Below are 26,372 nucleotides of genomic sequence, written 5' to 3' on the forward strand. Positions count from 1 at the left end.
TTGGCGCTCGCTTGTCCGATCGTCCGATCCGCGCCATGACGTTCGGCTGACTGCGCCCGCGAGCGCGAATCGCTTAAGATGACTTCCGCGAAACTACGCGCGAAATAACGCATGGCAACTCGCCGCGCGGCCTGCAACCATCAGGAGACATTCAGGAACATGGGCGCTCTCAGTCACATCCGCGTGCTGGATCTCACCCGCGTGCTCGCCGGTCCATGGTGCGCGCAGACGCTCGCCGATTTCGGCGCCGACGTCATCAAGATCGAACGCCCCGAGGTCGGCGACGACACGCGCCACTGGGGGCCTCCCTATCTGAAAACGCCGGACGGCGCAGACACGCGCGAGGCCGCCTACTATCTCGCGGCGAACCGCAACAAGCGCTCGGTCACGCTCGACATCGCGTCGCCCGAGGGTCAGCGGATCGTGCGCGAACTGGCCGCGCAAAGCGACGTCGTGCTCGAGAACTACAAGGTCGGCCAGTTGAAGAAGTACGGCCTCGACTATGACTCGCTCAAAGAGGTCAAGCCCGACCTGATCTACTGCTCGGTGACGGGCTTCGGGCAGACCGGCCCGTATGCGCAGCGCGCCGGTTACGACTTCATCGTGCAGGGGATCGGCGGCTTCATGAGCATCACCGGCGAGCGCGATGGTCAGCCGGGCGGCGGCCCGCAGAAGGCCGGCGTCGCGATCGCCGACCTGATGACCGGCATGTACTCGACGATCGCGGTGCTGACCGCGCTCACGCACCGCGACCGCACCGGCGTTGGCCAATACATCGACATGGCGCTGCTCGACGTGCAGGTTGCGATGCTCGCCAACATGAACTCGAACTACCTCGCGAGCGGCCAGCCGCCGGCGCGCTGGGGCAATGCGCATCCGAACATCGTGCCCTACCAGACCTTCCAGACCAGCGATGGCTGGATCATCGTCGCGGTCGGCAACGACGGACAGTTCCGCAAGTTCGTCGAAGTGGGCGGCCGCCCGGAACTCGCCGACGACGAGCGTTTCGCAACCAACCCCGCGCGCGTGCGCAACCGCGAACTGCTCGTGCCGATGCTCGCGGACATGGTCCGCCTGCAGGGCAAGCAGCAATGGATCGCGGCGCTCGAAGCGGCCGGCGTGCCGTGCGGGCCGATCAACAACCTCGACGAAGTGTTCGACAACGAGCAGGTGGTCGCGCGCGGTCTGCAGGTCGATCTGCCGCATCCGTCGGGCGGCACGGTCAAGCTCGTGCGCAATCCGATCACCATGACCGGCACGCCGCCGCAGGCGCTGAGCCATCCGCCGCTGCTTGGCGAGCATACCGAGCGGGTGCTGAGCGACGTGCTCGGATACGACGCGCAGACGATTGCCGAGTTGAAGCGCAAAGCGGTGATCTGATCGAGGAGGCGGCGAGACTCAGCGCATCGCCGTTAGCGAAGCCAGCCAGCCGCGCCCCTCGTCCCAATCGTCGAGACCGCTGTCGGCGTTGATGTGGCCGCGCGCGCCGATCCCGATCCAGCGGCTGCCCCACGCGTTCGCGCAGGTTCGTGAAAACGGCACGCCGCCATAAGGATCGTCGCTGCTCGCCACCACGATCGTCGCAAACGGCAGGCGGGTGAGCGGCACCGGCGCAAAGCCGCCCGCGTCCCTCGGGAAGTGCGCTTCGTCCGGATCGGGCACGGCGACCAGCAGCGCGCCGGCCACCTTCGCGAGCTGCGCCGCGCTTGCGTACTGCGAGGCCCAGAACGCCGTGGTCAGACAGCCGAGGCTGTGAGCGGCTAACACGACCGGCGCCTCCACGGCGTCAAGCGCGGCGGCCAGCGTACGGCACCAGGCGTCGCGTGAAGGGTGGTCCCAGTACGGCATCTGCACGCGGACGAACGCGGGATCGAGCGCTTCCCAGCGCGTTTGCCAGTGGCCTGGGCCGGAGTCCAGATAGCCCGGCAGTACGAGTGTGGTTGGTTGGTGTTCGCTCATCGTGCTTCCCCGTGTTCGGCTTATCGCCCGCTCGCGGGATAGCGCGGCGGGCCGTCTACCGTATCACGCGTGCCACGCCGCCACCACGGGGATCGCTCGCGGGCTCGGGTGTCGTGCCGTCCACGCGGATCATCTGCACGTCGCCGTTGAACGACTGCTGCTCGACCGTAAAGCCGAGCGCCTTCAATTGCGTGGCGAGCTCATCCGGCGCGGGACGGTACGGCTCGAAGTAGATCGTCTTTGGCGGCAGCAGCTGATGATGGAAACGCATCGCGGCGAGCGCGTCCGTCGGTGACATGTCGAAGTCGTACAGATTCGTCATCACCTGGAAGATCGTCGTCAGGATGCGAGAGCCGCCGGGCGTGCCGATCGCTAGCGCGATCTTGCCGTCCTTCAGCAGCAGCGTGGGCGTCATCGACGAAATCGGGCGGCGGCCCGGCGCGATCGCATCCGGCTCGGCATCGGCGGCGCCGGGTGTCGACGCCGCGCGCGTCGCGCCAGCGACGGCTGGCTTGATCACGAAATCGTCCATCGCATCGTTCAGCAGGAACCCGCCGCCGTCCACCACGACGCCCGAGCCGAAATCGCCGTTCAGCGTGTAGGTGTTCGACACCGCGTTGCCCCATTTGTCGACCACCGAGAAATGCGTGGTTTGCGCCTTCTCCGTCGCCGCGCCGCCGTCGACACCGGGTTTCACCGTCGCGGCGGCCGGCGCTTCGTCGGCTTTGACTTCGGCCGCGCGCTGCGCGAGGTAGGCGTCGTCGATCAGCTTCGCGACCGGCACCGGCGATGCGTCCGGGTCGCCGATATGGCGCTGCCGGTCCGCGAACACGCGATCCTCGATCTGCGCGATCAGATGGATGTACGGCGCTGAATTCAACGCAAGGCCGTCGAACGCCGGCTGCAGATCGGCCCGCATCTTCAGCATCTGGATCAGCCCGAGGCCGCCCGAGCTCGGCGGCGGCGCGGTGATCACGCGGTAGCCGTGCCAGTCGGCCGCGAGCGGCTCGCGCCACAGAGCCTTGTACTGGCTCAGATCCTGGCTCGTGATCAGGCCGTGGCCGTACATCTGCGCGGCGATCATTTGAGCGGTGCGGCCCTCGTAAAACTCGCGGCCGCCGTCGCTCGCGATCCGCCCCAGCGTCTGCGCGAGTTCCGGTTGGCGCAGCATCGCGCCCGCCTTCAGGTTCGCGAAGTAGGCGTCGAAATTGGTTTTGCCGGCGAAGCTCTTCGCGGCCGCGTCGCGTCGCTGCTGCAGCCGCGGGTCGACCTGGAAGCCGTCGGTCGCGTAATGGATCGCGGGCGCGAGCACCTGCTTCCATTTGAGCTTGCCGAAGCGCCGCTGCGCTTCCCACATGCCATCGACAGTGCCCGGCACGGCCGCCGCGCGATGCCCGACCGTGCTGATGCCCGGCGCCACGTTGCCCTTGTCGTCGAGGTACATGTCGCGGGTCGCCTGCTGCGGCGCGCGCTCGCGATAGTCGAGAAAATACGGCTTGCCGTCGACCAGCAGCGTCATGAAACCGCCGCCGCCGAGGTTGCCCGCATCGGGCCGCGTGACGGCGAGCGTGAAGGCCATCGCGACCGCGGCATCGACCGCGTTGCCGCCTGCGGCGAAGATCTGCTGCGCGGTGTCAGCGCTGTAGCTATCCGGCGCGGCGACGGCCGACGCATCGAGCGCCGGCTTCGGCGCCGGTGTTTTCGCGGCGGCGGACAGCGGCGCGGCCACGTTCACGGCAAGCGCGGCAAACCAGGCCGAAGCGAGCAAACGACGGTTACGGCAAGAAAATCGGGCGCTAGCCAAAGCGCGGGCAAAGGGCGCGCGAAACGCGCCGTGCGTCGGGACAGACATCCGATAAAACTCCGGCAACGAGGCGAGCATGGCGCACGAGCAGCAGAGCCTCGTGCAGGAAGATGAAGGACAGCGTGGACGGCTCGGGCAAGCCCGCCCCGCGCGAAGGCCCAGCACAGGCGCGCGGGCCGCGCGCAGCAGCGCATCCTAAGTCGGCGCGTCGCGCGTCGCCAACCCGTTTTACCTCCTGTTACAGCCCCGCGCGCCGGCTTCCCTGACTCCGGCAGCCGCGCCAAACCCACTGCGCCGTTGGCTGCGCGCCGCAACCACCTGCCGCGAACGGGCTCGTCAGGTAGAATTGACGGCTACACGGGCGCATTGCGCGCCCCCACGGACTCTCATCTTCTCGCATGAATACCGAACGCAACGACGCGCCCGCGACATCCAATTTCATCCGCAACATCATCGACGACGACAACCGCACCGGCAAATGGAGCCAGCGCGTCGAAACGCGCTTCCCGCCGGAGCCGAACGGCTATCTGCACATCGGTCACGCAAAGAGCATCTGCCTGAACTTCGGCGTCGCGCGCAGCTACGGCGGCGTGTGCCATCTGCGCTTCGACGACACCAATCCGGAGAAGGAAAGCGTCGAGTACGTCGAGTCGATCATCGACTCGGTGCGCTGGCTCGGCTTCGAATGGGAAAAGGACCGCACCGAGCATCTGTACTTCGCGAGCGACTACTACGACAAGCTGTACGAGTTCGCGGAGCTGCTGATCCAGCGCGGCAAGGCTTACGTGGATAGCCAGTCGGCCGAGGAAATTCGCGCGAACCGCGGCTCGGCCACCGAAGTCGGCACGCCGTCGCGCTTCCGCGAGCGTTCGGTCGCGGAAAACCTCGACCTGTTCCGCCGCATGAAGGCGGGCGAGTTCAAGGAAGGCGAGCACGTGCTGCGCGCGAAGATCGACATGTCGTCGCCGAACTTCAACATGCGCGACCCGGTCATCTACCGCATCCGTTTCGCGCATCACTACCGTACCGGCGACACCTGGTGCGTGTACCCGATGTACGACTACACGCACTGCATCTCGGACGCGCTCGAAAACATCACGCATTCGCTGTGCACGCTCGAATTCGAAGACCACCGCCCACTGTACGACTGGATCCTGAACGAACTCGCCGAGGCCGGTGTCTTCGGGCGTCCGCTGCCGCAGCAAATCGAGTTTTCGCGCCTGAACCTGACCTATGCGATCACCAGCAAGCGCAAGCTGCTGCAACTCGTCAACGAAGGCCATGTGGAAGGCTGGGACGACCCACGCATGCCGACCATCGTCGGCTTGCGCCGGCGTGGCTTCACGCCCGAGTCGATCCAGCTGTTCTGCGAGCGCATCGGCGTAACCAAGGTCGACTCGTGGATCGACATGAGCGTGTTCGAAGGCGCGCTGCGCGACGATCTCGACGAGAAGGCGCCGCGCATCGCCGCCGTGCTCGATCCGGTCAAGCTGATCATCGACAACTTCCCCGAACGCCTCACCGAGCCGTGCCACGCACCGGTGCATCCGCATCATCCGGAACAGGGCATGCGCGAGTTTCCGATTTCGCGCGAGCTGTGGATCGAGCGCGAGGACTTCGCGGAGACGCCGCCGAAGGGCTACTTCCGCCTGTTCCCGGGCAACAAGGTGCGGCTGCGCTACGGCTACGTGATCGAATGCACGCACGCGGACAAGGACGAGAACGGTAATATCGTCACGGTGCACTGCAACTACTTCCCGGACAGCAAATCGGGCACCGAAGGCGCGAACAATTACAAGGTCAAGGGCAACATCCACTGGGTCAGCGCGGCGGCCGCGTGCCCGGCCGAAGTGCGCATCTACGACCGGCTGTTCAAGGAACCGCAACCGGACGCCGGCGGCCGCGACTTCCTCGAAGCGCTGAATCCGGACTCGAAACGCGTGGTCCAGGCCTACCTCGAAACCGGCGCGCGCCATGCGCTGCCGGAGCAGCGCTACCAGTTCGAGCGCCACGGCTACTTCGTCGCCGACCGCGTCGATTCGAAGCCGGGTAAGCCCGTATTCAACCGCATCGTCAGTCTGCGCGACAGTTGGGGCAAGCCGGCCTGAGCCCGCGCCAGCGAGGGCCCGGCGTTGCGGGCCCAGCCGGGTTGCCGGATGTTTCGATCGACACTCACTGCGCGCTCGCCTGAGCGCGCCGTTCCGGGAGGTCCGATGAAGGTTGCAGACCGCCACGGGGAAGGGTCTGAAGGTAGGGTTCGCGTCGCACGGAGCGCGTGCGGCTCACGCTTCCCGCGTCTGCTGCGCGGCGTGCACAGCGTGCTGCTTACGCTGGCCGCCTGTGGCGCGCTCGCGTTCGCCGGCCCCGCCCGCGCGGATGAACTGACCGGCACGCTGAGAAAGATCCACGACGACGGCGTCGTCGTGCTCGGCGTGCGAGAGGCGTCGATCCCGTTCTCGTACTTCGACGGCAAGCGCACGGTCGGCTACTCGCAGGCGATCGCGATGCAGATCGTCGACGAAATCAGGAAAACGCTCGGCATGGCGCAGCTGCGGGTTCACGAAGTCACGGTCACGTCGTCGAACCGCATGCCGATGCTGCTGAACAACCAGATCGATCTCGAATGCGGCTCGACCACACACACGGTCGAGCGCGAAAACGTCGCCGCGTTTTCAGACAGCTTTTTCCAGTACGCGGTGCGCATGATCACGCGCAGGAACAGCGGCATCACCGATTTCCCCGATCTGGCCGGCAAGCCGGTCGTGACGACCGCGGGCACGTCCGACGAGCGCCTGCTGCGCAGCCTCAACACCGACAAGCAGCTGAACATGCGCGTCATGAGCGTGCGCGACCATCAGGACGCCTTCAACGCGATGAAGGACGGTCACGCGGTGGCGTTCGTGATGGACGAGCCGATCGTCTACGGTTTCAAGGCGACCGACCCGCATCCCGACGATTTCATCGTGACGGGCACACCGCTTGGCTACGAGGTTTATGCGTGCATGTTCCGCAAGGGCGACGAGCCGTTCCGCGCGCTCGTGAATCGCGTGATCGTGCGCTCGCAGACGTCCGGCGACGCCGAGCGTCTGTATCGGCAGTGGTTCACGCAGCCGATTCCGCCGCATGGCATCAACGTCAATTTCCCGCTGTCGGAGCAGAACCGCGCGTTGTTCGCGCATCCGAACGACCACGCGCTCGATTGAAGGCGGCGTGCGCCGTCTATAGCGACCGGTGCAACTCCGCGAGCGACAGCGTCGTCTCGAAGAGCCGCGTCAGACTACGGCTCGCATAGCGCGGCACCTCTTCGATCGACGCCCAGCGGTAATCATCCATTTCGGGGATCAGCGTGCCGTCCGAGCGGCGCGGAAACAGCGACGTGCAGGTGCACGTGCTCAGATCGAGCTCGCCGGCACCCGCGCGCGCCGCGAACAGATGCAGGTCCTTGTCGCGCCGGTAGACGAACAGGCCGAGATCCTTCAGCCGATCGGCCTCGAGCGCGATGCCGGTTTCCTCGACCATCTCGCGCAGCGCCGTCACGTGCGGCGCCTCGCCGTCCTCGCCCTGGCCTTTCGGGATGTCCCAGTGCGTCGTTTCGGTGGCGTGCGCGAGCAGCACGCGTCCGTCGGGATCGAGCAGCACGATCCCGCACGAGACGATTCGCGGGCTCATCGCGCAGCCTCACTGCATGCACCTCTCGCGCCGCGCTCACGCATACTCAACGCTTCTGCAGCTGCCAGGCACCGCCTTCCTTGCAGAAGTTCGGACGCAGGTTCATCGATTGCCCTTTCGCATTGAGTACGACCCCGAGGGTGCGGCAGGTGCGTCCGCCGTCGGTCGAGGTGCTGTCCATCGAGATGGTCGCGTCGATCTTCACGCTATTGCCGGTGCCGTCGTTGACCCACGTGAAGCTCTCGCCGTCCTTCCTGTCATTGAGCGCGCTCATGACCGCATGCTTGATCGAGGCGTTGTCACGCTGTCTCATATAAGTGATCGGCGTGTCGCTCAGAAAGCCGAGGTTCGCCGCTTGCGCGCCGATCGCCGCACCGAGCAGGAGGCTCGCGGCACTGAGGTGGAACAGCACACGGGTTCGCGTCGACATGTAGGACTCTCCTCGAAGTGTGCACGGCGCGCACGGGCGCACGGCGGCTTTTGATCCTGACCTCAAAAGCATAGCATGCACACTTCGGCAGGCAGCGCGCCATCGACGCGGCCATCAACGCGCGGCGGCCGTCCCCTGCAGGCGGAACGTGTTGACGACGTCGCGCAGCATCTGCGCCTGCTCCTGCATCGACTGCGCGGCGGCCGCCGCCTGTTCGACCATCGCCGCGTTCTGCTGGGTGGTCTCGTCCATCTGCGCAATCGCGAGATTGACCTGCTCGATGCCGCGGCTCTGCTCGTCGGACGCGGCGGAAATCTCGCTGATGATGTCGGTCACGCGCTTCACCGCATCGACGAGCGACTCCATCGTGCCGCCCGCCTTCTCGACGAGCGTCTTGCCGCTGCCGACGCGCGCGACCGAATCCTCGATCAACGTCTTGATCTCCTTGGCCGCGTCGGCGCTGCGGCGCGCGAGGTTGCGCACCTCGCCCGCGACGACCGCGAAGCCGCGGCCCTCCTCGCCGGCGCGCGCGGCTTCGACGGCCGCGTTCAGCGCGAGGATGTTGGTCTGAAACGCGATGCTTTCGATCACGCCGATGATATCGACCACCCGCGCCGAGCTCGCCGCGATGCTCTGCATGTTCGCGACGACGTGCTGCACGGCCTCGCCGCCCTCGCCCGCGAGCTGCGACGCCGAGCGCGCCATGCGATTGGCCTGCAGCGCGTTGTCGGCGTTCTGCTTGACGGTCGCCGTCAGCTGCTCCATGCTCGCCGCCGTTTCGCCGAGCGACGACGCCTGCTGTTCCGTCCGCGCCGACAGATCGAGATTGCCCGCGGCGATCTCTTCGGCCGCGACCGTGATCGTTTCGGTGCCGCCGCGAATGCGCCGGATCGCGTCGGCGAGGCGGCTTTGCATGCGCTGCATCGCGTACAGCATGCTTTCCTGATCGTCGCCGGCCAGCGTGACCGGGCACGACAGATCGCCGTCGGCGATCGTCTCCGCGACGCTCGCCGCATAGGCGGGCTCGCCGCCGAGACTGCGCTTCACGTTGCGGATGATCAGCACGAGCGCGACGGTGCTGAAGCTGCCGATCACGAGGATCGTCAGCAGATAGCGCAGCAGGTCGGCGCGGAACGCCGCGTCGATGTCGTTGACGTAGACACCCGAAATCAGATACCAGTCCCACGCGGCAAAGCGCTTGACGAAGCTGATCTTCGGCACGCGCTCGTTGTTGCCGGCGAGGCGGCCCATGTAATCGACGAAGCCCTGCCCGTGCGCCTGCGCGACCTTGACCATTTCGACGAACAGCAGCTTGCCGTCGCTGTCCGCGTAGTGCGACACGTCCTTGTTGCGCAGATCGGCGAGCACCGGATGCATGATCACGACCGGCGCGGCAGTCGACACGATCATGTAGCCGCTGCCGGGGTAGCGCATCGCGGAGAGCCGCGCCAGCGCCTGCTGCCGCGCCTGTTCGGGCGTCAGCTCGTGCTGGTCGGCGCGCTGCGCGTAGTCGGCGACGATACCGTACGCGCTTTCCACGACGTTCTGCACCGCCGACTTGCGCTCGGCCAGCATCGTCGCGCGCGACTGCCATGCGGCCCAGCCGCCGAGGCCGAGCAGGCCGAGCCACGTAATCAGCAGCGCGAGCCAGAGTTTGGTGTTGAGGCTAAGTCGGTTCACGCTGATTCCTCCATCGCGGTGCGTCACACGGTTCTGTTGGATTAACGGCGCCGCGCGCGATTTCCTGAGTCGGGAAACACCCGAAGCGAGCCGTACGAACACGCGACAGCCTGGCAGCCACCGGGCGCGCAACATGGCACAAAAACAAAAAGGGTTACAGGCGCGAAACCTGTAACCCTTCGATGATTCTGGTACGGCAGGAGGGGCTCGAACCCCCGACCCTCGGCTTAGAAGGCCGATGCTCTATCCAGCTGAGCTACTGCCGTATGGATCGATATCTGCATGAAACCGGCACTCGCGGCGAGCCGCCCGATTTCCGACAAACTAAAATTCTAACTGACCTGCAGCCAAACGGGCCCGGATTATAACCGATCGCCCGGCGCGCTCAGACCGGCTGCGGATGCAGCATGAACCAGCCGAGGAACAGGATCCCCGCGATCGCGCAGTACGCGCCGAACGACGCGAGACGTCCGCGGCCTTCGAAATAGCGCATCAGGAAACGCACGCTCAGGTACGCTGCGATCGCGGTCAGCACGCCGCCGAGCACTGCGTCGGCAAGCTGGCTCGGCGCGTGAAGCAGCTTCGGCAGTTCGAGTACCCCAGCCGCGAAAATGATCGGCGTGCCGAGCAAGAACGAAAACTCGGCGGCTTTCTCGGTGGTGAGGCCGGCCGCATTGCCGGCGATCATCGTCAGGCCACTGCGCGAGAAGCCCGGAATCAGCGCGCCGATCTGCGCGAGGCCGACGAAGAACGCCTGGCGCAACGTCAGCTTTTCCGGCGCCTGATGCGCGCGCGCGCGTTGCAGACGATCGCCGAACCACAGCAGAACGCCATTCACGATCAACGCAATCGCGACGATCCGCAGATCATGAAAAAGCGCCTCGAGGCGCTTTTCCAGCACGAGACCGACGAGGCCCGCCGGAATCGTACCGATGATCAGCGCCCACATCATGTGACCGTCGTCATTGCGGCGGCCGCCGAGCGACGCGAAGAAACCGCGCACCAGCGCATACCAGCGCGCGCGGAAGTACCACAGCAGCGCGAACGCGGTGCCGAGATGCAGGGCGACGAGGAACGGCAGCAGTTGCGGCGCATGCTTGTCGATATGCATGTCGAACAGGGCTGGCACGAGCAGCGTGTGGCCAAGGCTGCTCACCGGAAACAGTTCGGTAACGCCTTGCAGCACGCTCAGAAAAATGAGAAACGACAGGTTCACGCGGCGGTCCTTGTAAGCAAAGTGTCGAGAACTGCGCGCCGCACAAAAGGGGAGCCGGCGCGTCAAAGGCGCACCGATTATGCCTGGCTACACACCCAGCGCCAAGCGGTTAGGCCACATTCGGAGAGATATTGACGCGCCGCGTCACAACTCGACACCGTTGTTACGCGAGAGCAAGAAAGCGGGCGGCGGATTCGTCGCGCGCGTGCTGCGAAAGCAGGGAATGAAAACCAGCGGATCAGCGCTCGAGAGAGTGGAAGAAGTAGTACGTGCTGGCGGTGAATATACCGAATAAGGCCACCGCCATTGCCGTTGCGAGATCCATGATGCCTCCTGAGCCGATTCGCCCGGGAGTCGGATGGACCGGACGCTCCGACGGATTATCAATAGGATTCGCCCTTTTCCGACACCCGCAATTTCCCGGGAAGGGTTTCCCCGTAGCGCAAAGCAGCGCAAAATCGCGGTTTCGCCGCGCGAGACGCAGTCGCCGCGAATGGCGCAAAACGCCGCTTCCATGCAGATGCAACGGCCGACCCACGCGGCGCGCTTTGCGCGACCCTCAACCTCTATCTGGCTAGCTATTGACCATGCCCCTCTCCCCGGAACAGGACATTCTCGAGATCGCCCAGGACGCCTCGGTGCTCCGTTTTTCGCCGCAAGCCGGCGGCCGTCTGCTGTCGTGGACGATCGACGGCGAAGAGGTGATTCACTGGCCCGAGCACGCTGACTGGAGCGTGCCCGCGCGGATTCGCGGCGGCAATCCGCTGCTGTTTCCATTTCTCGGCCGTCATCGCGTCGACGGCAAGATCGGCTATTGGCGTGACGCGCGGGGCACCGTGCGCGAGCTGCCGATGCACGGCTTCGCGCGCGACCTGCCGTTCGAGCCTCACGCCGACGTGCATGGCGCCGGCCTGCGGATGGTTCTGACCGACAGTGAAGCGACCCGCGGCTCCTATCCGTTCGGCTTCCGCTTCGAGGCCGCCTACGAGCTCATCGATCCGCACACGCTCGACGTGACGCTGACCACCACCAATACCGGCGACGCGCGCCTGCCCTACTACGCCGGCCATCACTTCTACTTCACGCTGCCGCACATGCAGCGCGCGCAAACGACGCTCGAACTGCCGCGCACCGAGCGGTGCCGTCAGCTCGAGGACGGCTCGATCAGCCCCGCCGAGCCGGGCGAAGCGAGCTACACGCTCGACGAAGACCGGATCTACGACCGCTTCCATTGCCTGACCGGCACGCCCGATCGACCGGTGAGGGTCGAGGCGCCGGGCATCGATCGCGTGATCACGATCGATCTGCAGCGGCCCGGCTCGGTGCCCTGGTACGCGGTGACGACGTGGACTGAAACGCCGCAGTCGGACTTTTACTGCGTGGAGCCGTGGCTCGGGTTGCCCGATGCGATCCACAACGGCCGAGGTTTGCGCTGGCTCGAGCCGGGACAAACCGAAACGGCGGCACTGCGCATTACCGTCGAGAAGACCAGCTGATACGCCGGCGCCGGCGGCGAGCCGCTCGAAGCGGCCGCCCGCCACTTCGCCCCCCTCGCCGGGGGGCGCAACACAAAACCGTTAGAATCGAACGCTTTGTCTGTCTGTGCCGCGTGATCGGGATCAGCGCGCGGCAGTGCTTTGCGAGGTCCAATGCTGGAAATGACAAGAATCAAACGACTCGGCTGCGCGGCATTGCTCGCGCTGCTCGCCGCGTGCGGGTCGGCGCCGGTGGGGCCGGGCTACTACCGGGTCGAACGGGGCGACACGCTGTCGAAAATCGCGCGCGGCAACCGGCAATCGGTGCAGAGCATCGCACGCTGGAACAACCTGACCAATCCCGACAGCATCGAGGTCGGCCAGGTGCTGCGCGTCGCGCCACCGGGCGGCGCGGCGTCGACGAGCGGCGCGATCCGCGGCGGCGGTGGCGGTAGCAGCAGTGGCAGCGCGAGCGCGGCGGTCGCGCCGCGTCCTGCGCCCGCGGACACTGCGCCGGCGACCGCGCCCGCACCGATCTCGCTGGTATGGCCGGCCGACGGCACGGTGTTCCGCCGTTTCGACGGCGGCAACTCGAAGGGTATCGATATTGCCGCGGCGGCCGGCACGCCCATCGTCGCGGCGGCGCCTGGCACCGTCGTCTATGCGGGCAACGGTCTGCGCGGCTACGGCAATCTGCTGATCCTCAAGCACAACGCCGACTATCTGACCGCTTACGCGCATAACCGCGCGCTGTTGGTGAAGGAAGGCGAATCGGTCAAGCGCGGCCAGAAAATCGCCGAAATGGGCGACACCGATACCGATCGCGTAATGCTGCATTTCGAACTGCGCTACCAGGGCCGTTCGATCGATCCGTCGAAACAACTGCCACCGCGCTAGGCGGCGGGCGCGGGAACCCGCCGTGCTATAAACGCTCAATTCGAAGCGGCGTGGCTGCGCGCCACTCCCTTCCGTTATTTGCAAGGAATCTGAAATGAAAAGCCCATTGGCGCGCGTCGCGACGGCGGCGACGATCAGTCTTGGCCTCCTGACGCTCGGCGGCCTCGGCGGCTGCTCGACCACGACCACGATGACCTATCTGCCGAGCGGCGACACCGGCTTCGCGATCAACTGCAGCGGCAGCGACGCCAGCACGAGCTGGGCCGAGTGCTACAAGCGCGCGGGCGAAACCTGCGGCAACTACGGGTACGACGTGGTTTCGAAAGACGTCGACAACGGCGCGACGTCGGGCGGCACGATCGGTGGGATTTTCGGCGCGAATGTGAAAAACCGTTCGATGGTCATCCGCTGCAAGCAGTAAAAGGCAGCGCGCCGAGCGGCACGCGTGGCCGCCGAGCGGCAGAGCGTCACCGCTTAGCGGCGTCGCCAGCGCCCGGAGCGCGGATCGATGCGCGCGGCGAAGCGCACCAGCAACGCGAGCGCGATTAGCCACACGCCGACAAAAATGATCACCCCGGTCATGAGTCTCACGCCGAAAAAAATAATCCGCCATCATCGGCCGCACATGTGAATTCGCGGTGAAGATCGCTGCGGCAGGTTAAACATCCGCGTAAATCCATTCAAAAAAAAGCCCGGCACGAGGCCGGGCTAACGGGGGTTCGGCGCATATCGGCAAAGGACCGGTTCACCATGCGCCAGAACGAAATCTAACAATCCGCATTTCCAAGCGCAATGTATTAATTTTGCGGCCAATGTTACACGGCGTACGGATTCCGCAATCCGTGAATCGGAAATGTCGGAATCAGACCGGCTTAATGCGCCGCAGCTGGGATACTCCACACGCCAAATCATTCAAACCAGAAATGTCGGAGTATCGCACCGGCTAATGTTCCTGGGCTATCGGCGGAAAGTCCCGCCAAACCAGCAGAGGAAAGACGTCTGGCCGAATAACACTAACTCATCCGGCAATAACGCCGCTTTGGCTTGCGAATATTAACTTGGTGCGCAAACGCACGTAACGCATCGATTAGTCGCGGCAACTCTTCCGAATAAGCGCCGATACGTTTTCACAACAAATTCGCGAATAGTGAAATCTTTAACATTGACAATTCCGCCGACAATATTGAAACCGCATTCAAACTCGTTTCAGTTTTGAATATTCGGACGATTAATAGCCGGTGCTGATGGGCGGCACGCCTCGTGTGCCGCCGTCGTTGAATCCGCCGGCATCCAGGTTCAGAATCCGATTCAGTCCGCGCTGCATAAAAGGCCGCCCGGCGCGTTGCGCAAGGCCGCCACGCGGCCCGCCGGTCCTTGCCAATAGTTTATAGTGACGGCCCCGTCCGACCCTGTCCACGATGACTTCCAACGACGCCTCCCAAAGCCCCCTTTATGCGAAGCTGCTCGGCGAAACCGCCAAGATCGGCTGGAGCGAACTCGAACGTTTTTTTGCGCGCGGCATACTGCTGCACGTCGCGCGCGACCTCGATCTCGTGAGCGTCGCCGAGGCAATCGCCAACGACGACACCACCCGGGTCGCCCAATGGTTGTCCTCCGGCCTCGTCGTGCGCGTTCAGGCGGAGACGGCCGCCGATTTCGCCGCGCGCGACCCCGAGCTGTGGGCCGTCGTCGTCTCGCCTTGGGTGTGCGTGCAGGAGCGCTCTTGAACGACGCGAGGACGCCCGATGCCGGTATGCCCGATGCCGGTACGCCCGATGCCGGTATGCCCCCCGCCGCGCGATCCGAAGCCGCCGCACACCCAGCCAGCGCGCCCGCGCTGCCGGTGCGCTGGCATCGCCGGGTGCTCGCGCTCGCATTCCCGATCGTCCTCGCGAATCTGACGCAACCGATCCTCGGCGCGGTCGACACCGCCGTCGCTGGTCATCTGGACAGTGCCTCTTACCTCGGCGGCGTCGCGCTCGGCGGGCTCTTCTTCAACTTCGTGTTCTGGGGCTTCGGCTTCCTGCGCATGGGCACGACCGGCCTCGTCGCGCAGGCGCACGGCGCGGGCCGCAGCGACGAGTTGCGCAACACCGTCGTGCGCGCACTGCTGATGGCGGCCGCGATCGGCGCACTGGTGCTGCTCGTGCAGCAACCGCTGATCGACTATGCGCTGCGGGCGATCGGCGGCAGCGACGCCGTGCAGCGGCACGCGCAGGTTTATTGCCACGCGCGCATCTGGGCCGCGCCGCTCGCGCTCGGCAACTACGTGATACTCGGCTGGCTGCTCGGCACGCAGCAGGTGCGGCTCGCATTGCTGTCGCAGGTCTTCATCAACAGCGTGAACATCGCCGCGGTGCTGCTGTACGTGTACGCGTTTCATTGGGGCGTGGCCGGCATCGGCGCGGCTACCGCGACCGCCGACGCGCTCGGCTTCGTACTCGGGCTCGCCCTGCTATGGCACGGCAGGCCGCGCGGCCTGCCCGCGCTGAATCGCGCCGCCTTGTTCGACGCCGCCGCGCTGAAGCGGCTCGTCGTGCTTAATCGCGACATCTTCGTGCGCACGCTGTGCCTGCTGTCGTCGTTCGGCTGGTTCGCGCATCTCGGCGCGCGGCAAGGCGACGCGACGCTCGCCGCGAACGCATTGCTACTCAATTTCCAGACCTTCATGGCGTACGGGCTCGACGGTTTCGCGCACGCGGCCGAGGCGCTGGTCGGCGCGGCGATCGGTGCGCGCGATCGTCACGCGTTCGCGCAGGCGGTCAAGGTCACCGCGCTGTGGTCGGCGCTCGGCGCGATCGGCTTCTCGTGCGTGTACTGGGGCGCGGGCGCGTGGATCATCGAGCGGCTGACCGATCAGGCCGCCGTGCGTGCCGCGGCCGAAACCTATCTGCCGTGGGCGGCGCTGTCGCCGGTCATTTCGGTGTGGGGCTTCCTGCTCGACGGCGTGTTCATCGGCGCGACGCGTACGCGCGAGCTGATGATGTCGATGGCGGTGTCGCTTGCGATGTTCGTGGCGGCGTCGTCGGCATTGCTCGCGTGGCACGGCAATCACGGGCTGTGGATCGCGCTGCTGATCTTCATGGCCACGCGTGGCGCAACGCTCGCGCGTTACCTGCCGGGCGTGTCGCGGGGGCTTGCGGCTGCCTAGCGCGGTGCGCTGGGCACCGTTGGCTATTCGGCGGACGACAGACCGTTACGGCTTGAAACAAGCGCATACATATCGCATAACGAGCGCGTCCTGGAATGCTCTCAGCCCGTGCTCTCCGCGCGAACCGTCGGCACGGGTCAGAAGTGCCGGCGTGCCCGCGCCGGTGCTTCGCTTTCCCCGCCCTTTCCCGCTCGTTTTCACTTCAATTCAACGAGCGCTCACTGCGCGACGGGCGCGGGCACCATCGCGGGCGGCCGATCGTCGGTGGGCACGCCGTGGTAGTCGGCGGGATCATGTGGTGGGCTGCCGCGATGCGCGGACGGATTGTCCGCACAGCCGGCGACGCCGGCGCACAACAGCAAGGCAAGAGTCAGAACGCGGGTCATTTTGCAATCGTCTCCGGGACAAAGCGATGGCGGAGGTCCGCCATCGCGCCGAGAGTCTAACCGCAAAGCGCGTTCGGCGACGCCATCACACACCTCGTGCGTCGCCCGTTCCAGTTCGTGAGATTTCACCGGACCTGCGCTACTATGGGTTCATGGCTGAACCTACCGGGAGACTGCCATGGACGGTGAATCGATCGCGGGCCTGATCGGGCTCGCAATAGGCCTGATCGTGCTGGTGGCGTTGTCGATTTTCGAATCGCGGGCCTACCGGCGTGAACACGATGGCGAGGGCATGCTGCATCACTGGACGCATCAGCATCTACATATGCCGCATTGGAGGCGTCCAAGGCATTGATGCGGGTGATCTTCAACTCTGACCGAATGGCCTCTGGCCTCGGCACCGGCATGTCACGGTACCTCAGTCGCGCGTCCGCTCGATGACGCGTTGACCGGCGTTGCGGCGCCTGCGCGCATCGAGGTCCGCTGGACGTGCGCAACGCTTTTCCGGTTCGTTGGGCATACCTACATCGAACGACGACGCTTCCTGCGTCGCTCTCTCCTTCTGCGCTTTCGTCCAAGTCCTCACTGCATCGAGCTTAACGGGTGATGGGCACATGCCTTGCTGGTTCCGATCCAGCAACAGACGCGCGACACGCTCGTCTGTTGTCGCGGCGCGCGCGCCAAACCAGCGTGAAGATACGGCCAGCGATTTCGCGGCCCCCTCAAAAAGGAGAACGCCATGACCGTCGGAACCATCCTGCTAATCGTGCTCATCCTGCTGCTGATCGGCGCGTTGCCAAGCTGGCCGTATAGCAGCGGCTGGGGCTATCGGCCGACTGGACTCGTCGGCGTCGTGCTGATCATCGTGATCGTTCTGCTGTTGATGGGGCGTATATAGCCCACCGCGAGGCCGGCGCGAGCCCGCTACGGTGAACGTCGTTGCCCATGCGGTTAGGGCCGCCAAGGGATTGACGCCCCTGCCCGCACCCCCTATACTCTCGGATTCGTCGGAGCGTAGCGCAGCCTGGTAGCGCATCTGATTTGGGATCAGAGGGTCGTAGGTTCGAATCCTATCGCTCCGACCACGAAAAGCAGCTCGAAACCCGCGAAGCCTCCGGCTTCGCGGGTTTTTGCTTTTTTGGCTCGCGTTCAGGTGGACGCCGACAGCCGACCCGTCAGGCACTCGCCTTGCAAATCATCACCTGCGCATGCGACAGTGCTTGAGGCAGGTACCTCGCTGCGAAGACGCGCAAGCCCGCCGCAACGCCATCCCAAGCCGCTCAAAAAGGAGACTCCCATGGACCTGATCCTCTGGCGTCACGCCGAAGCAGAAGATGTCGCCGCGAGCGATCTCTCCCGCGCGCTCACCACGCGCGGCCGCAAGCAGGCGCAGAACGCCGCGAAATGGCTGCGCGCCCGTTTGCCCAACGACGCGGTCATACTCGCGAGCCCCGCCGTGCGCACCATCCAGACCGCCGAGACGTTGAGCGACCAGTACCGCGTCGTGCGCGAACTCGCGCCGAACGCGAGCGCGAACGACGTCCTGGAAGCGGCCGGCTGGCCCGGCGGCATCGCGCAAACCGTGGTGATCGTCGGCCATCAACCGACGCTCGGCCACGTCGCCGCGCAACTGCTCGGTGACAGCCGCGCGAGCTGGCCACTGAAAAAAGCCGGCATCTGGTGGATCGAGAGCCGCGAGCGCAACGGCGAAGATGAGGCGGTGTTGCGCGCCGCCATCAGCCCCGATCTGATCTGAGCGCGCGTGTCGCGCGACGCCTCCGACATTACAGGCACCCACGCGAGGGCTTACGGGCAGTCATCCAATCGTCACGGCTTTGCCATGCGAGCGTCACCGCGCGTTACTACATTGGCGAAAAAAGAAATCCTCACTCTTTTCGACCAGGACAGCCAATGCGAGAACTGCCGACGCCCACCCTGCCCTTCGCCTCGCTTTTCGAACCGCGCCGCCTGCCGCGCGCCGAGGAAACGGTCACCGCGCAGCATCGCCTGCAAGTGTCGTGGGCGCGTACCGACGAAGAGCTGCGTGAAGCGCAGCGTCTACGCTATCGCGTCTTCGCCGACGAAATGGGCGCACGCCTCAGCGGCCCCGCGGGCCTCGACGTCGATGCCTTCGATTCGTACTGCGACCATTTGCTGGTACGCGATCTCGACACGTTGAAAGTAGTCGGCACGTATCGCGCTCTGCCGCCGCATCAGGCCGCGCGCATCGGCCGTCTATATGCGGAAAGCGAGTTCGACGTGTCGCGTCTCACGCATCTGCGCGCGAAGATGGTCGAGGTCGGCCGCTCGTGCGTGCATCCGGACTATCGCAGCGGCTCGGTGATCATGTCGCTATGGGCTGGGCTCGCCGCGTACATGAAGCACAACGGCTACGAGACGATGCTCGGCTGCGCGAGCGTCGCGATGGCCGACGGCGGCCACTATGCGGCGAACCTGTATTGCTCGCTGCGCGACAACGCGCTGACCGCGCCCGAATATCGCGCGTTCCCGCATACGCCGCTGCCGGTCGACGAACTGCAGACGGGTGCCGCCGTCGCGCCGCCCCCGCTCGTGAAGGGCTACTTGCGTCTCGGCGCGAAGATTTGCGGCGCACCGGCGTGGGACCCCGACTTCAATACCGCGGATTTCCTGACGCTGTTCCGTCTGTCCGATATCAACGCGCGCTATGCGCGGCACTTCCTCGGCGATGCGTTGCCGCGATAAGCTGCGCCGAGATACGAAAAAGCCCTGCATTTGCAGGGCTTTTTTTGTTCATGCACACGCCGCGAATCGACGCGTGCGTCGATTCGCATCGCGTCAATCGTCCGTATAAACGACACGGTACGGAATCCCGACTTTCTCCCACTCCGCCGCCTCCTGGATCAGGCTGTAATCCGTCAACGGATTGTTGGCGACCCACTCGTTCGGCAAACGCACCTCGTAACCGCCGTTCGCCTGAGCAACCGTGATGCCCGGCAGGCCGACGTCCGCGCGTCGACGGCACAGCAACGCCGCGAGCCGCAGACAGAACAGCAGCGGCCATTCGACGTCGCGCGTCTGCGACAGCTTGCCGAGCTTGCCCGCGTGGCCGAGCACGAGCGCGGCGAGGCGCGCCTGGTCGGTACGCGAAAAGCCCGGCATGTCGGCATTGCTCGCGATATAAGCCGAGTGTTTGTGATACGCGCTATGCGAGATCGACAGCCCGATTTCGTGTAGCGACGCCGCCCAGCCGATGAACATGCGGTTTTCCGCGCGGCGTTCCTCGTCCGGTTCGACGAACTGGTCGTAGAAGCTCGTCGACAGATCGCGGATGCGCCCCGCCTGCGGGCGATCGATGCCATAGCGGCGCATGAAGCCCTCGACCGTCACCGTACGCATGTCCTCGTGCTGCGAACGGCCGAGCAGGTCGTACATGACGCCGAGGCGCAGCGCGCCGTCGGTGGTGTCGACATAGTCGACGCCCAGTTCGTCGAACACCGCGATCATGATCGACAGCCCGCCCGCGAGCACCGGCACGCGGTCGCTCTTCAGCGCAATCAGTTTCAGCCGGTTGACGTTTTCGGCCTTGATCAGCGCGCGCTTGAGCCGCTCGAGGCCGCCGCGCGAAATGCCGTGGGTGACGCCCGCATCGTTGAAATTGTTCGCCTCGACCAGTTCGGCGAGCGCGCGCGCGGTGCCCGACGAGCCGATCGCCTGCTCCCAGCCGGTCTTCTTGTATTCGGCGGAAATGATCTGGATTTCGCGGCGCGCGGCGAGCTCGGCCTGGCGCATCGTGTACTCGTCGACGTTGCCGGCCGGGAAAAACGCGCGGCTATGGCTCACGCAGCCGATATACAAGCTCTCCATCATGATCGGCGTGTAGTGCGAGCCGATGATGAATTCCGTCGAGCCACCGCCGATATCGACGACGAGCCGCTTGCCCGCGCTCGCCGGCACCGAGTGCGCGGCGCCCGCATAAATCAGGCGTGCTTCCTCGCGCCCGGCGATCACTTCGATCGGAAAACCGAGCGCGGCCTCCGCCTCGCCGAGAAATTCGCCCGCATTCTTCGCGATGCGCAGCGTATTGGTCGCGACCGCGCGCACGTGGTCCGGATGAAAATCGCGCAACCGCTCGCCGAAGCGCTTCAGCGCATCCCAGCCACGCACCTGCGATGCGCGATCGAGCATCTTGTCGCTCGATAGTCCGGCCGCGAGCCGCACCGGCTCGCGCAAGGCGTCGACCTGATAGATCTGGCTGCCCGCGTCGGTTTCCTCGACCCGGCCCACGATGAGCCGGAAGCTGTTCGAACCGAGATCGACGGCGGCGAGGAGATGAGGAATATTGACCATCGGGTAAGCGTACTCCATGCGCGCGAGCGCCGCGGCTGCGGCCGAGGGCGTGGCGGCGGACTCCGGCAGCGCCACGCGCCGGCCCGGCGCCTTCGGCGCATGGTGCGCGTCGCGGCCAGCCGCACTGTTCAAAGACGCCATTCTAAGCGTAGCAGCCTTCACGGTGTCACCTCGCGGCGCAGGGAGTTCGGTATCGTCGCATAGGTAGCGCGTCATATTGACGACAGACGACGATTGCGGCATAAAATGTTAAAAACATCGCCGATGTCATCAGGACGTCATCAAACCGTGAGAATTTCCGAGCGTCTTTCCGTCTCCATTTCAGACATTCCAATCTCGCCGCCGATGTCCGTCCGCTATCCCCTATTGAATCGCGAGCTGGGCATTCTGGGTTTCAACGAGCGTGTGTTGGCGCAAGCCGCCGATCCCGCCGTCCCCTTGCTCGAACGTCTCCGCTTTATCTGCATCACCAGTAGCAACCTCGACGAATTCTTCGAAGTCCGCATGGCCGGGCTTCAGGAACAGATGGGCGACAACCCCGGCGCATTGTCGCCCGACGGCATGTCGCTGCTTCACATGTACGACCTCGTGGTCGAACGTGCGCAGAAGCTCGTGCATCGCCAGTACACGATGCTGCACGACACGGTGCTCACCGCGCTCGAACAGGAAGGCATCTATTTCCACGGCAACGAAGCCTGGAGCGACGCGCAGACCGAATGGGCGCGCAACTACTTCTTCAACGAACTGCTGCCGGTGCTCACGCCGATCGGTCTCGACCCCGCGCATCCGTTTCCGCGCGTGCTGAACAAGAGCCTGAACTTCGTCGTCGAGCTCGAGGGCAAGGACGCGTTCGGCCGTCAGGCGATGATGGGCATCGTGCAGGCGCCGCGCGCGCTGCCGCGACTCGTGCGCATGCCGCAGGAGTTGTCGGGTTATCCGCATGGCTTCGTGCTGCTGAGCTCGCTGCTCCAACACTTTGTCGGCGAGCTGTTTCCGAATCTCTTCGTGCGCAGCTGCAATCAGTTTCGCATCACGCGCAACAGCGAGCTGTTCGTCGACGAAGACGAAATCACCAATCTGCGCGTCGCGTTGCAGGGCGAACTGCCGGCGCGGCATCTGGGCAATGCGGTGCGGCTCGAAGTGTCGGCGGAAACGCCCACGCATGTGGTGCGGCGCCTGCTCGACGAAAGCGGTCTGTCGAACAAGGACTGCTACTACGTGAACGGCCCCGTCAATCTGGTGCGGCTGATGCAGCTGCCCGAGATGGTCGACCGGCCGGATCTGAAGTTCGTGCCGCACATTCCGTCGACGCCGAGGCAGATCGCCAACAGCGCGAGCATGTTCGACGTGATCGATCAGGGCGACGTGCTGCTGCATCATCCGTACGAGAGCTTCCAGCCGGTGCTCGAGCTGCTGTTGCAGGCGGCCAAGGACCCGAACGTGGTCGCGATCAAGCAGACCATCTATCGGACCGGCACCGACTCGCCGCTGATGGATGCGCTGATGCAGGCCGCGCGCAACGGCAAGGAAGTCACGGTGGTCGTCGAGCTGCTCGCGCGCTTCGACGAGGAAACCAACATCAACTGGGCCTCGCAGCTCGAAGCGGTCGGCGCGCACGTGGTCTACGGCGTAGTCGGCCACAAGTGCCACGCGAAGATGATGCTGATCGTGCGACGCGTGTCGGCGGGCGGCAAGGCGAGCCTGAAGCGCTACGTGCACCTCGGCACGGGCAACTATCACCCGCGCACCGCGCGCCTCTATACCGATTTCGGTCTGATGACCGCCGATCAGAAGATCTGCGAGGACGTGCACCATGTGTTCCAGCAGCTCACCGGCATCGGCGGCGAGCTGAAGCTGCACGAGCTGTGGCAGTCGCCGTTCACGCTGCATCCGAAGCTCGTCGACGCGATCCGCAAGGAAGCCGAGCATGCGCGCGCGGGCAAGAAGGCGCGCATCGTCGCGAAGATGAACGCGCTGCTCGAGCCGACGGTGATCGCCGAGCTGTACGAAGCATCGCAGGCCGGCGTGAAGATCGATCTGATCGTGCGCGGCGTGTGCTCGCTGCAGCCGGGCGTGCAAGGGCTCTCCGAGAACATCACGGTGCGCTCGATCGTCGGGCGCTTTCTCGAACACCATCGCATCTACTACTTCTACGACGGCGGCAAGGAACAGGTCTATCTGTCGAGCGCCGACTGGATGGATCGCAATCTGTTCCGGCGCGTCGAAGTCGCATTCCCGGTCAACAACCGGCGACTGAAGCGGCGCGTGATCGCGGAAGGGCTGTCGGCGTTTCTCGGCGACAACCAGTCGGCCTGGTTGATGCAGAGCGACGGTCACTATCGCCGGCGCCGGCCGGGCAAGGCGTCGCGCAATGCTCAGATGAGTCTGCTCGGCAAGTTCTGTTCGTAGTCGCCCGCGTTTCGGGTGCTCGCCGCGATGGCGGGCACCCGACGATCCGCGCGCATAAAAAACCGCCTTTTTCAGGCGGTTTTTTTATGCGTCGACCAGTCGTACGACTGCCGCGTTCAAACCTGTGCGGTTTGAACGCGCGCCGTCCGATACACCGGAAAGCGCACCGTGAACGTGCTGCCGCGCCCTTCTTCGCTCTTCACGTCGAGTTGCGCATCGTGCCGTTGCAGTACGTGCTTGACGATCGCGAGACCGAGCCCGGTGCCGCCCGTGTCGCGCGAACGGCTGCGATCGACGCGATAGAAGCGCTCGGTGAGCCGCGGGATATCGGCGGCCGGAATGCCGAAGCCGCTATCAGTGACCGAGAACACCGCATGGCCACCCTGCGCACGCCAGTTGACCTTGATCGAGCCGCCGTCCGGCGTGTAGCGGATCGCGTTCGTCACCAGATTGCCGAATGCGCTGAAAATCTCGGTTTCGACGCCGGTGACGGTCAGTGCTTCGTCGGCATCGAAGACGATCTTGTGATGATCGCTGGACAGGCTCTGCGCGTCGTCATGCAGATGCCGCAATACCGCGCGCATGTCGATCATCTGATCGCTCGGTGGCTTGTTGTCGCCTTCGAGCGTCGCGAGCACGAGCAGATCGCTGACGATATGACGCATGCGCGACGCCTGCTGCTCCATCAGTTCGAGATAACGCGCGCGCTCGGCTTCGCCCAACGGCAGCTCGCGCATCGTCTCGAGAAAGCCGGACAACACCGTGAGCGGCGTTTTCAATTCGTGCGACACGTTGGCGACGAAGTCACGCCGCATCGCATCGGTGCGCTCGAGCTCGGTGATGTCCTGCGACAGCACGAGCTTGCGATTGTCGCCGTAAGGAAACACCTGCACCGACAGCACGTTCTGGCGCTTGTCGCCCATGCCGCGCATGATCAGCATTTCCTCGTACCGATGCGAATTCAGATAGCGCACGAAATCCGGATGACGCACCAGATGCGTGATGTGCTGACGCAGATCGCGCTTCGCATCGAGCCCAAAGTGGCTTTCGGAAATCGCGTTGCACCACTCGATCTGATCATGATCGTCGAGCATCGCGACACCGTTAGGCGACGCCTGGATCGCCTGGATGAAACGCGAATGCTGCTGCTCGACCTGGCGCACCTGGGCATGCCAGCGCTTCGCGAGCTTGTGCAGACGGTAATAGATTTCGCCCCAGATGCCGGGGGCGCTCGGCACTTCGCCGTACACCGGCGCGTCGAGCAGACGCCACAGACGCTGCTTGTGGAAGGTACTGAAGACACTCTGTACGAGCAGCAGGACGATGGCGAGAGCGAGCCCTGCCTTGACGTTCAGCAGTGCGCCGACCACCGCGCACAGAACAGCAAGCAGCACGACCGACACGATGGAGCGCGCCCAGATGATGTTCATGGTCTAGCGATCGAAGAGAAAATACAGCGCAGGAGGGAGGTACGGCGGCACAGCGCCATGCGATGCAGCGCGCCGCCGACGGCTATCAGGCGCTCTTCGCCAGCCGGTAACCGCTGCCGCGTACCGTTTCAATCATAGCATCGCACCCGGCCGGCTTGAGTGCCGCGCGCAGACGCTTGATATGCACGTCGACGGTCCGCTCTTCGACGAACACGTGATCGCCCCACACCTGATCGAGCAGTTGCGTGCGGCTGTGCACGCGCTCCGGGTGAGTCATGAAGAAGTGCAGCAGACGGAATTCGGTCGGGCCGAGATCGAGCTTGATCTCGCTGCCTTCCGCATGCGCGGCGACGCGGTGCGTGGCCGGATCGAGCTTCAGGCCGTTGATTGCGACCACGTCTTCGGTCAGCTGCGGCGCGCGGCGGCGCAGCACCGCCTTGATGCGCGCCATCAGTTCCTTCGGCGAGAACGGCTTCGTCACGTAGTCGTCGGCGCCGATCTCGAGGCCGAGCACCTTGTCCTGCTCGTCGCCTCGCGCGGTCAGCATGATGATCGGGATATGCTTCGTACGCTCGTTGTTGCGCAGATCGCGCGCGAACGAAATACCCGATTTACCCGGCAACATCCAGTCGAGCAGCACGAGATCGGGCAGTACGTCGCTGATCAGGTTTTGCGCCTGCTCCGCGTTGTACGCGCGAATCGGGCAGTGCCCGGCGTGTTGAAGATTGACCGAAATCAGTTCGGAAATGGCGGGCTCATCTTCAATGACGAGAATGCTGCTGGGCATCGGCACCTCTGTTCCTTATCTCTGGATTAGCTGAGCGCTTCGCGTTCGAGCGCGTCGCGCGACTGGTGCCGCACGTCGGTACCCTTGACGATGTAGATGATGAATTCCGCGATGTTCTTCGCGTGGTCGCCGATCCGCTCGATTGCCTTGGCGATGAACAGGAAGTCGAGGCCCACCGAGATCGAACGCGGATCTTCGGTCATATACGAAATCAGCTTGCGCACGAACGCGCGGAATTCCTCGTCGATCGCCTTGTCGTCGCGCACGATCTGCGCGGCGGCGACCGTGTCCAGACGCGCGAACGCGTCCAGCGCACGGCGCAGGATCGACACGGCCATTTCGCCCGACAGCTTGATCTCGGCGATGTTGATGGTGCGCGATGCGCCGTCTTCCATCAGACGCTTGGTGCGCTTCGCGATCTTTTCGGCTTCGTCGCCGGCGCGCTCGAGGTTCGTGATGGTCTTCGAGATCGCGATCAGCAAGCGCAGATCGCGCGCGGCCGGCTGACGGCGCGCGATGATGTTGCTGCACTCTTCGTCGATCTCGACTTCCATCTTGTTCAGACGGTCTTCGGCGACGATCACCTGCTCGGCGATGTCGAGGTCGAATTCGTTGAGCGCCTGCATCGCGTTGACGATCTGCGATTCGACGAGGCCGCCCATTTCTAGCACCTTCGACGAAACGAGGTTCAGGTCTGCGTCGAACTGGCTGGACAGATGTTTATCGGACATGTCGTACTCCGTTGTATTG

24 protein-coding genes and 2 tRNA genes are annotated in these 26,372 nt (G+C 64.8%); 14 read left to right on the top strand and 12 right to left on the bottom strand.

All coding sequences use genetic code 11. The annotated features are described in order from the left end of the window. Positions 1-159 precede the first annotated feature (159 nt). Complete coding sequence (locus tag OKW26_RS28320) at positions 160-1,380, top strand: CaiB/BaiF CoA transferase family protein (protein ID WP_429355876.1); 1,221 nt, start codon at positions 160-162, stop codon at positions 1,378-1,380. Between the two features lie 18 nt (positions 1,381-1,398). Here OKW26_RS28320 and OKW26_RS28325 read toward each other — a convergent pair whose 3' ends face one another. Then, positions 1,399-1,959 carry an RBBP9/YdeN family alpha/beta hydrolase gene (locus OKW26_RS28325; protein ID WP_429355877.1) on the bottom strand — a complete coding sequence of 187 codons (561 nt, stop codon included), beginning with the start codon at positions 1,957-1,959 and terminating at the stop codon, positions 1,399-1,401. A gap of 55 nt (positions 1,960-2,014) precedes the next feature. Next, positions 2,015-3,811 (bottom strand): gamma-glutamyltransferase, encoded by a 1,797-nt coding sequence (ggt, locus tag OKW26_RS28330; RefSeq protein ID WP_429355878.1) that lies wholly within the window; start codon positions 3,809-3,811, stop codon positions 2,015-2,017. A gap of 350 nt (positions 3,812-4,161) precedes the next feature. Here ggt and OKW26_RS28335 point away from each other — a divergent pair, with 350 nt between their 5' ends. Further along, positions 4,162-5,871 (top strand): glutamine--tRNA ligase/YqeY domain fusion protein, encoded by a 1,710-nt coding sequence (locus tag OKW26_RS28335; RefSeq protein ID WP_429355879.1) that lies wholly within the window; start codon positions 4,162-4,164, stop codon positions 5,869-5,871. 105 nt (positions 5,872-5,976) lie between these two features. Continuing rightward, entirely contained in the window at positions 5,977-6,966 is a 990-nt protein-coding gene (locus OKW26_RS28340) for a transporter substrate-binding domain-containing protein (protein ID WP_429355880.1), read from the top strand. Between the two features lie 16 nt (positions 6,967-6,982). On the opposite strand, the gene OKW26_RS28345 is transcribed toward OKW26_RS28340, so the two are convergent. From OKW26_RS28345 to OKW26_RS28365, 5 genes are all read right to left on the bottom strand, one after another. Then, positions 6,983-7,432 carry an NUDIX hydrolase gene (locus OKW26_RS28345; RefSeq protein WP_184061458.1) on the bottom strand — a complete coding sequence of 150 codons (450 nt, stop codon included), beginning with the start codon at positions 7,430-7,432 and terminating at the stop codon, positions 6,983-6,985. 46 nt (positions 7,433-7,478) lie between these two features. Then, positions 7,479-7,862: an RT0821/Lpp0805 family surface protein gene (locus tag OKW26_RS28350; RefSeq protein WP_090801080.1), complete on the bottom strand. Its 384-nt coding sequence runs from the start codon at positions 7,860-7,862 to the stop codon at positions 7,479-7,481. Between the two features lie 114 nt (positions 7,863-7,976). Next, a complete protein-coding gene (locus OKW26_RS28355) occupies positions 7,977-9,542 on the bottom strand; it encodes a methyl-accepting chemotaxis protein (protein WP_429355881.1) in 1,566 nt (521 codons plus the stop codon). Between the two features lie 189 nt (positions 9,543-9,731). Continuing rightward, positions 9,732-9,808, bottom strand: a tRNA-Arg gene (locus tag OKW26_RS28360). A gap of 119 nt (positions 9,809-9,927) precedes the next feature. Next, positions 9,928-10,758 (bottom strand): undecaprenyl-diphosphate phosphatase, encoded by an 831-nt coding sequence (locus OKW26_RS28365; protein WP_429355882.1) that lies wholly within the window; start codon positions 10,756-10,758, stop codon positions 9,928-9,930. 587 nt (positions 10,759-11,345) lie between these two features. Here OKW26_RS28365 and OKW26_RS28370 point away from each other — a divergent pair. From OKW26_RS28370 to OKW26_RS28390, 5 genes are all read left to right on the top strand, one after another. Then, the gene (locus OKW26_RS28370) at positions 11,346-12,254 is read left to right on the top strand and encodes an aldose epimerase (protein WP_429355883.1); all 909 of its coding nucleotides are present in this window, start codon (positions 11,346-11,348) and stop codon (positions 12,252-12,254) included. A gap of 153 nt (positions 12,255-12,407) precedes the next feature. Beyond that, positions 12,408-13,130, top strand: coding sequence for a peptidoglycan DD-metalloendopeptidase family protein (locus tag OKW26_RS28375; RefSeq protein ID WP_429355884.1), 723 nt, complete (start codon positions 12,408-12,410; stop codon positions 13,128-13,130). Positions 13,131-13,224: 94 nt separating this feature from the next. Beyond that, a complete protein-coding gene (locus OKW26_RS28380; protein WP_018433468.1) occupies positions 13,225-13,551 on the top strand; it encodes a hypothetical protein in 327 nt (108 codons plus the stop codon). A 997-nt stretch (positions 13,552-14,548) separates the two neighbouring features. After that, complete coding sequence (locus OKW26_RS28385; protein WP_184047728.1) at positions 14,549-14,857, top strand: DUF2288 domain-containing protein; 309 nt, start codon at positions 14,549-14,551, stop codon at positions 14,855-14,857. Positions 14,858-14,913: 56 nt separating this feature from the next. Next, positions 14,914-16,281, top strand: a complete 1,368-nt coding sequence (locus tag OKW26_RS28390; RefSeq protein ID WP_429357137.1) for an MATE family efflux transporter — start codon at positions 14,914-14,916, stop codon at positions 16,279-16,281. A gap of 218 nt (positions 16,282-16,499) precedes the next feature. On the opposite strand, the gene OKW26_RS28395 is transcribed toward OKW26_RS28390, so the two are convergent. Next, positions 16,500-16,667, bottom strand: a complete 168-nt coding sequence (locus tag OKW26_RS28395; RefSeq protein ID WP_167368601.1) for a hypothetical protein — start codon at positions 16,665-16,667, stop codon at positions 16,500-16,502. Positions 16,668-16,845: 178 nt separating this feature from the next. On the opposite strand from OKW26_RS28395, the gene OKW26_RS28400 reads away from it, so the two are divergent. From OKW26_RS28400 to OKW26_RS28420, 5 genes are all read left to right on the top strand, one after another. Then, positions 16,846-17,022 carry a hypothetical protein gene (locus tag OKW26_RS28400; protein WP_018421224.1) on the top strand — a complete coding sequence of 59 codons (177 nt, stop codon included), beginning with the start codon at positions 16,846-16,848 and terminating at the stop codon, positions 17,020-17,022. Positions 17,023-17,406: 384 nt separating this feature from the next. Then, positions 17,407-17,565: a DUF3309 family protein gene (locus tag OKW26_RS28405; protein ID WP_090801093.1), complete on the top strand. Its 159-nt coding sequence runs from the start codon at positions 17,407-17,409 to the stop codon at positions 17,563-17,565. Positions 17,566-17,675: 110 nt separating this feature from the next. Continuing rightward, positions 17,676-17,752: transfer RNA gene (locus tag OKW26_RS28410), tRNA-Pro, on the top strand. A gap of 212 nt (positions 17,753-17,964) precedes the next feature. Then, positions 17,965-18,423, top strand: a complete 459-nt coding sequence (locus OKW26_RS28415; RefSeq protein WP_184061447.1) for a SixA phosphatase family protein — start codon at positions 17,965-17,967, stop codon at positions 18,421-18,423. A 155-nt stretch (positions 18,424-18,578) separates the two neighbouring features. Then, positions 18,579-19,391 carry a GNAT family N-acetyltransferase gene (locus OKW26_RS28420; protein WP_184028352.1) on the top strand — a complete coding sequence of 271 codons (813 nt, stop codon included), beginning with the start codon at positions 18,579-18,581 and terminating at the stop codon, positions 19,389-19,391. A gap of 93 nt (positions 19,392-19,484) precedes the next feature. On the opposite strand, the gene ppx is transcribed toward OKW26_RS28420, so the two are convergent. Next, a complete protein-coding gene (gene ppx, locus OKW26_RS28425) occupies positions 19,485-21,137 on the bottom strand; it encodes an exopolyphosphatase (RefSeq protein WP_184061446.1) in 1,653 nt (550 codons plus the stop codon). Between the two features lie 204 nt (positions 21,138-21,341). Between ppx and ppk1 the strand changes: the two genes are divergently transcribed. Next, the gene (gene ppk1, locus OKW26_RS28430; RefSeq protein WP_090801097.1) at positions 21,342-23,405 is read left to right on the top strand and encodes a polyphosphate kinase 1; all 2,064 of its coding nucleotides are present in this window, start codon (positions 21,342-21,344) and stop codon (positions 23,403-23,405) included. Positions 23,406-23,521: 116 nt separating this feature from the next. Here ppk1 and phoR read toward each other — a convergent pair whose 3' ends face one another. The 3 genes from phoR to phoU all read right to left on the bottom strand — a co-directional run bounded on the left by phoR (position 23,522) and on the right by phoU (position 26,353). After that, positions 23,522-24,835: a phosphate regulon sensor histidine kinase PhoR gene (gene phoR / locus OKW26_RS28435; protein WP_429355885.1), complete on the bottom strand. Its 1,314-nt coding sequence runs from the start codon at positions 24,833-24,835 to the stop codon at positions 23,522-23,524. A gap of 85 nt (positions 24,836-24,920) precedes the next feature. Then, positions 24,921-25,622 carry a phosphate regulon transcriptional regulator PhoB gene (phoB, locus tag OKW26_RS28440; protein WP_085480866.1) on the bottom strand — a complete coding sequence of 234 codons (702 nt, stop codon included), beginning with the start codon at positions 25,620-25,622 and terminating at the stop codon, positions 24,921-24,923. Positions 25,623-25,648: 26 nt separating this feature from the next. Then, positions 25,649-26,353 carry a phosphate signaling complex protein PhoU gene (gene phoU / locus OKW26_RS28445; protein ID WP_027198295.1) on the bottom strand — a complete coding sequence of 235 codons (705 nt, stop codon included), beginning with the start codon at positions 26,351-26,353 and terminating at the stop codon, positions 25,649-25,651. Positions 26,354-26,372 lie beyond the last annotated feature (19 nt).

Source organism: Paraburkholderia sp. 32, assembly GCF_050435345.1.
Lineage (GTDB): Bacteria > Pseudomonadota > Gammaproteobacteria > Burkholderiales > Burkholderiaceae > Paraburkholderia > Paraburkholderia tuberum.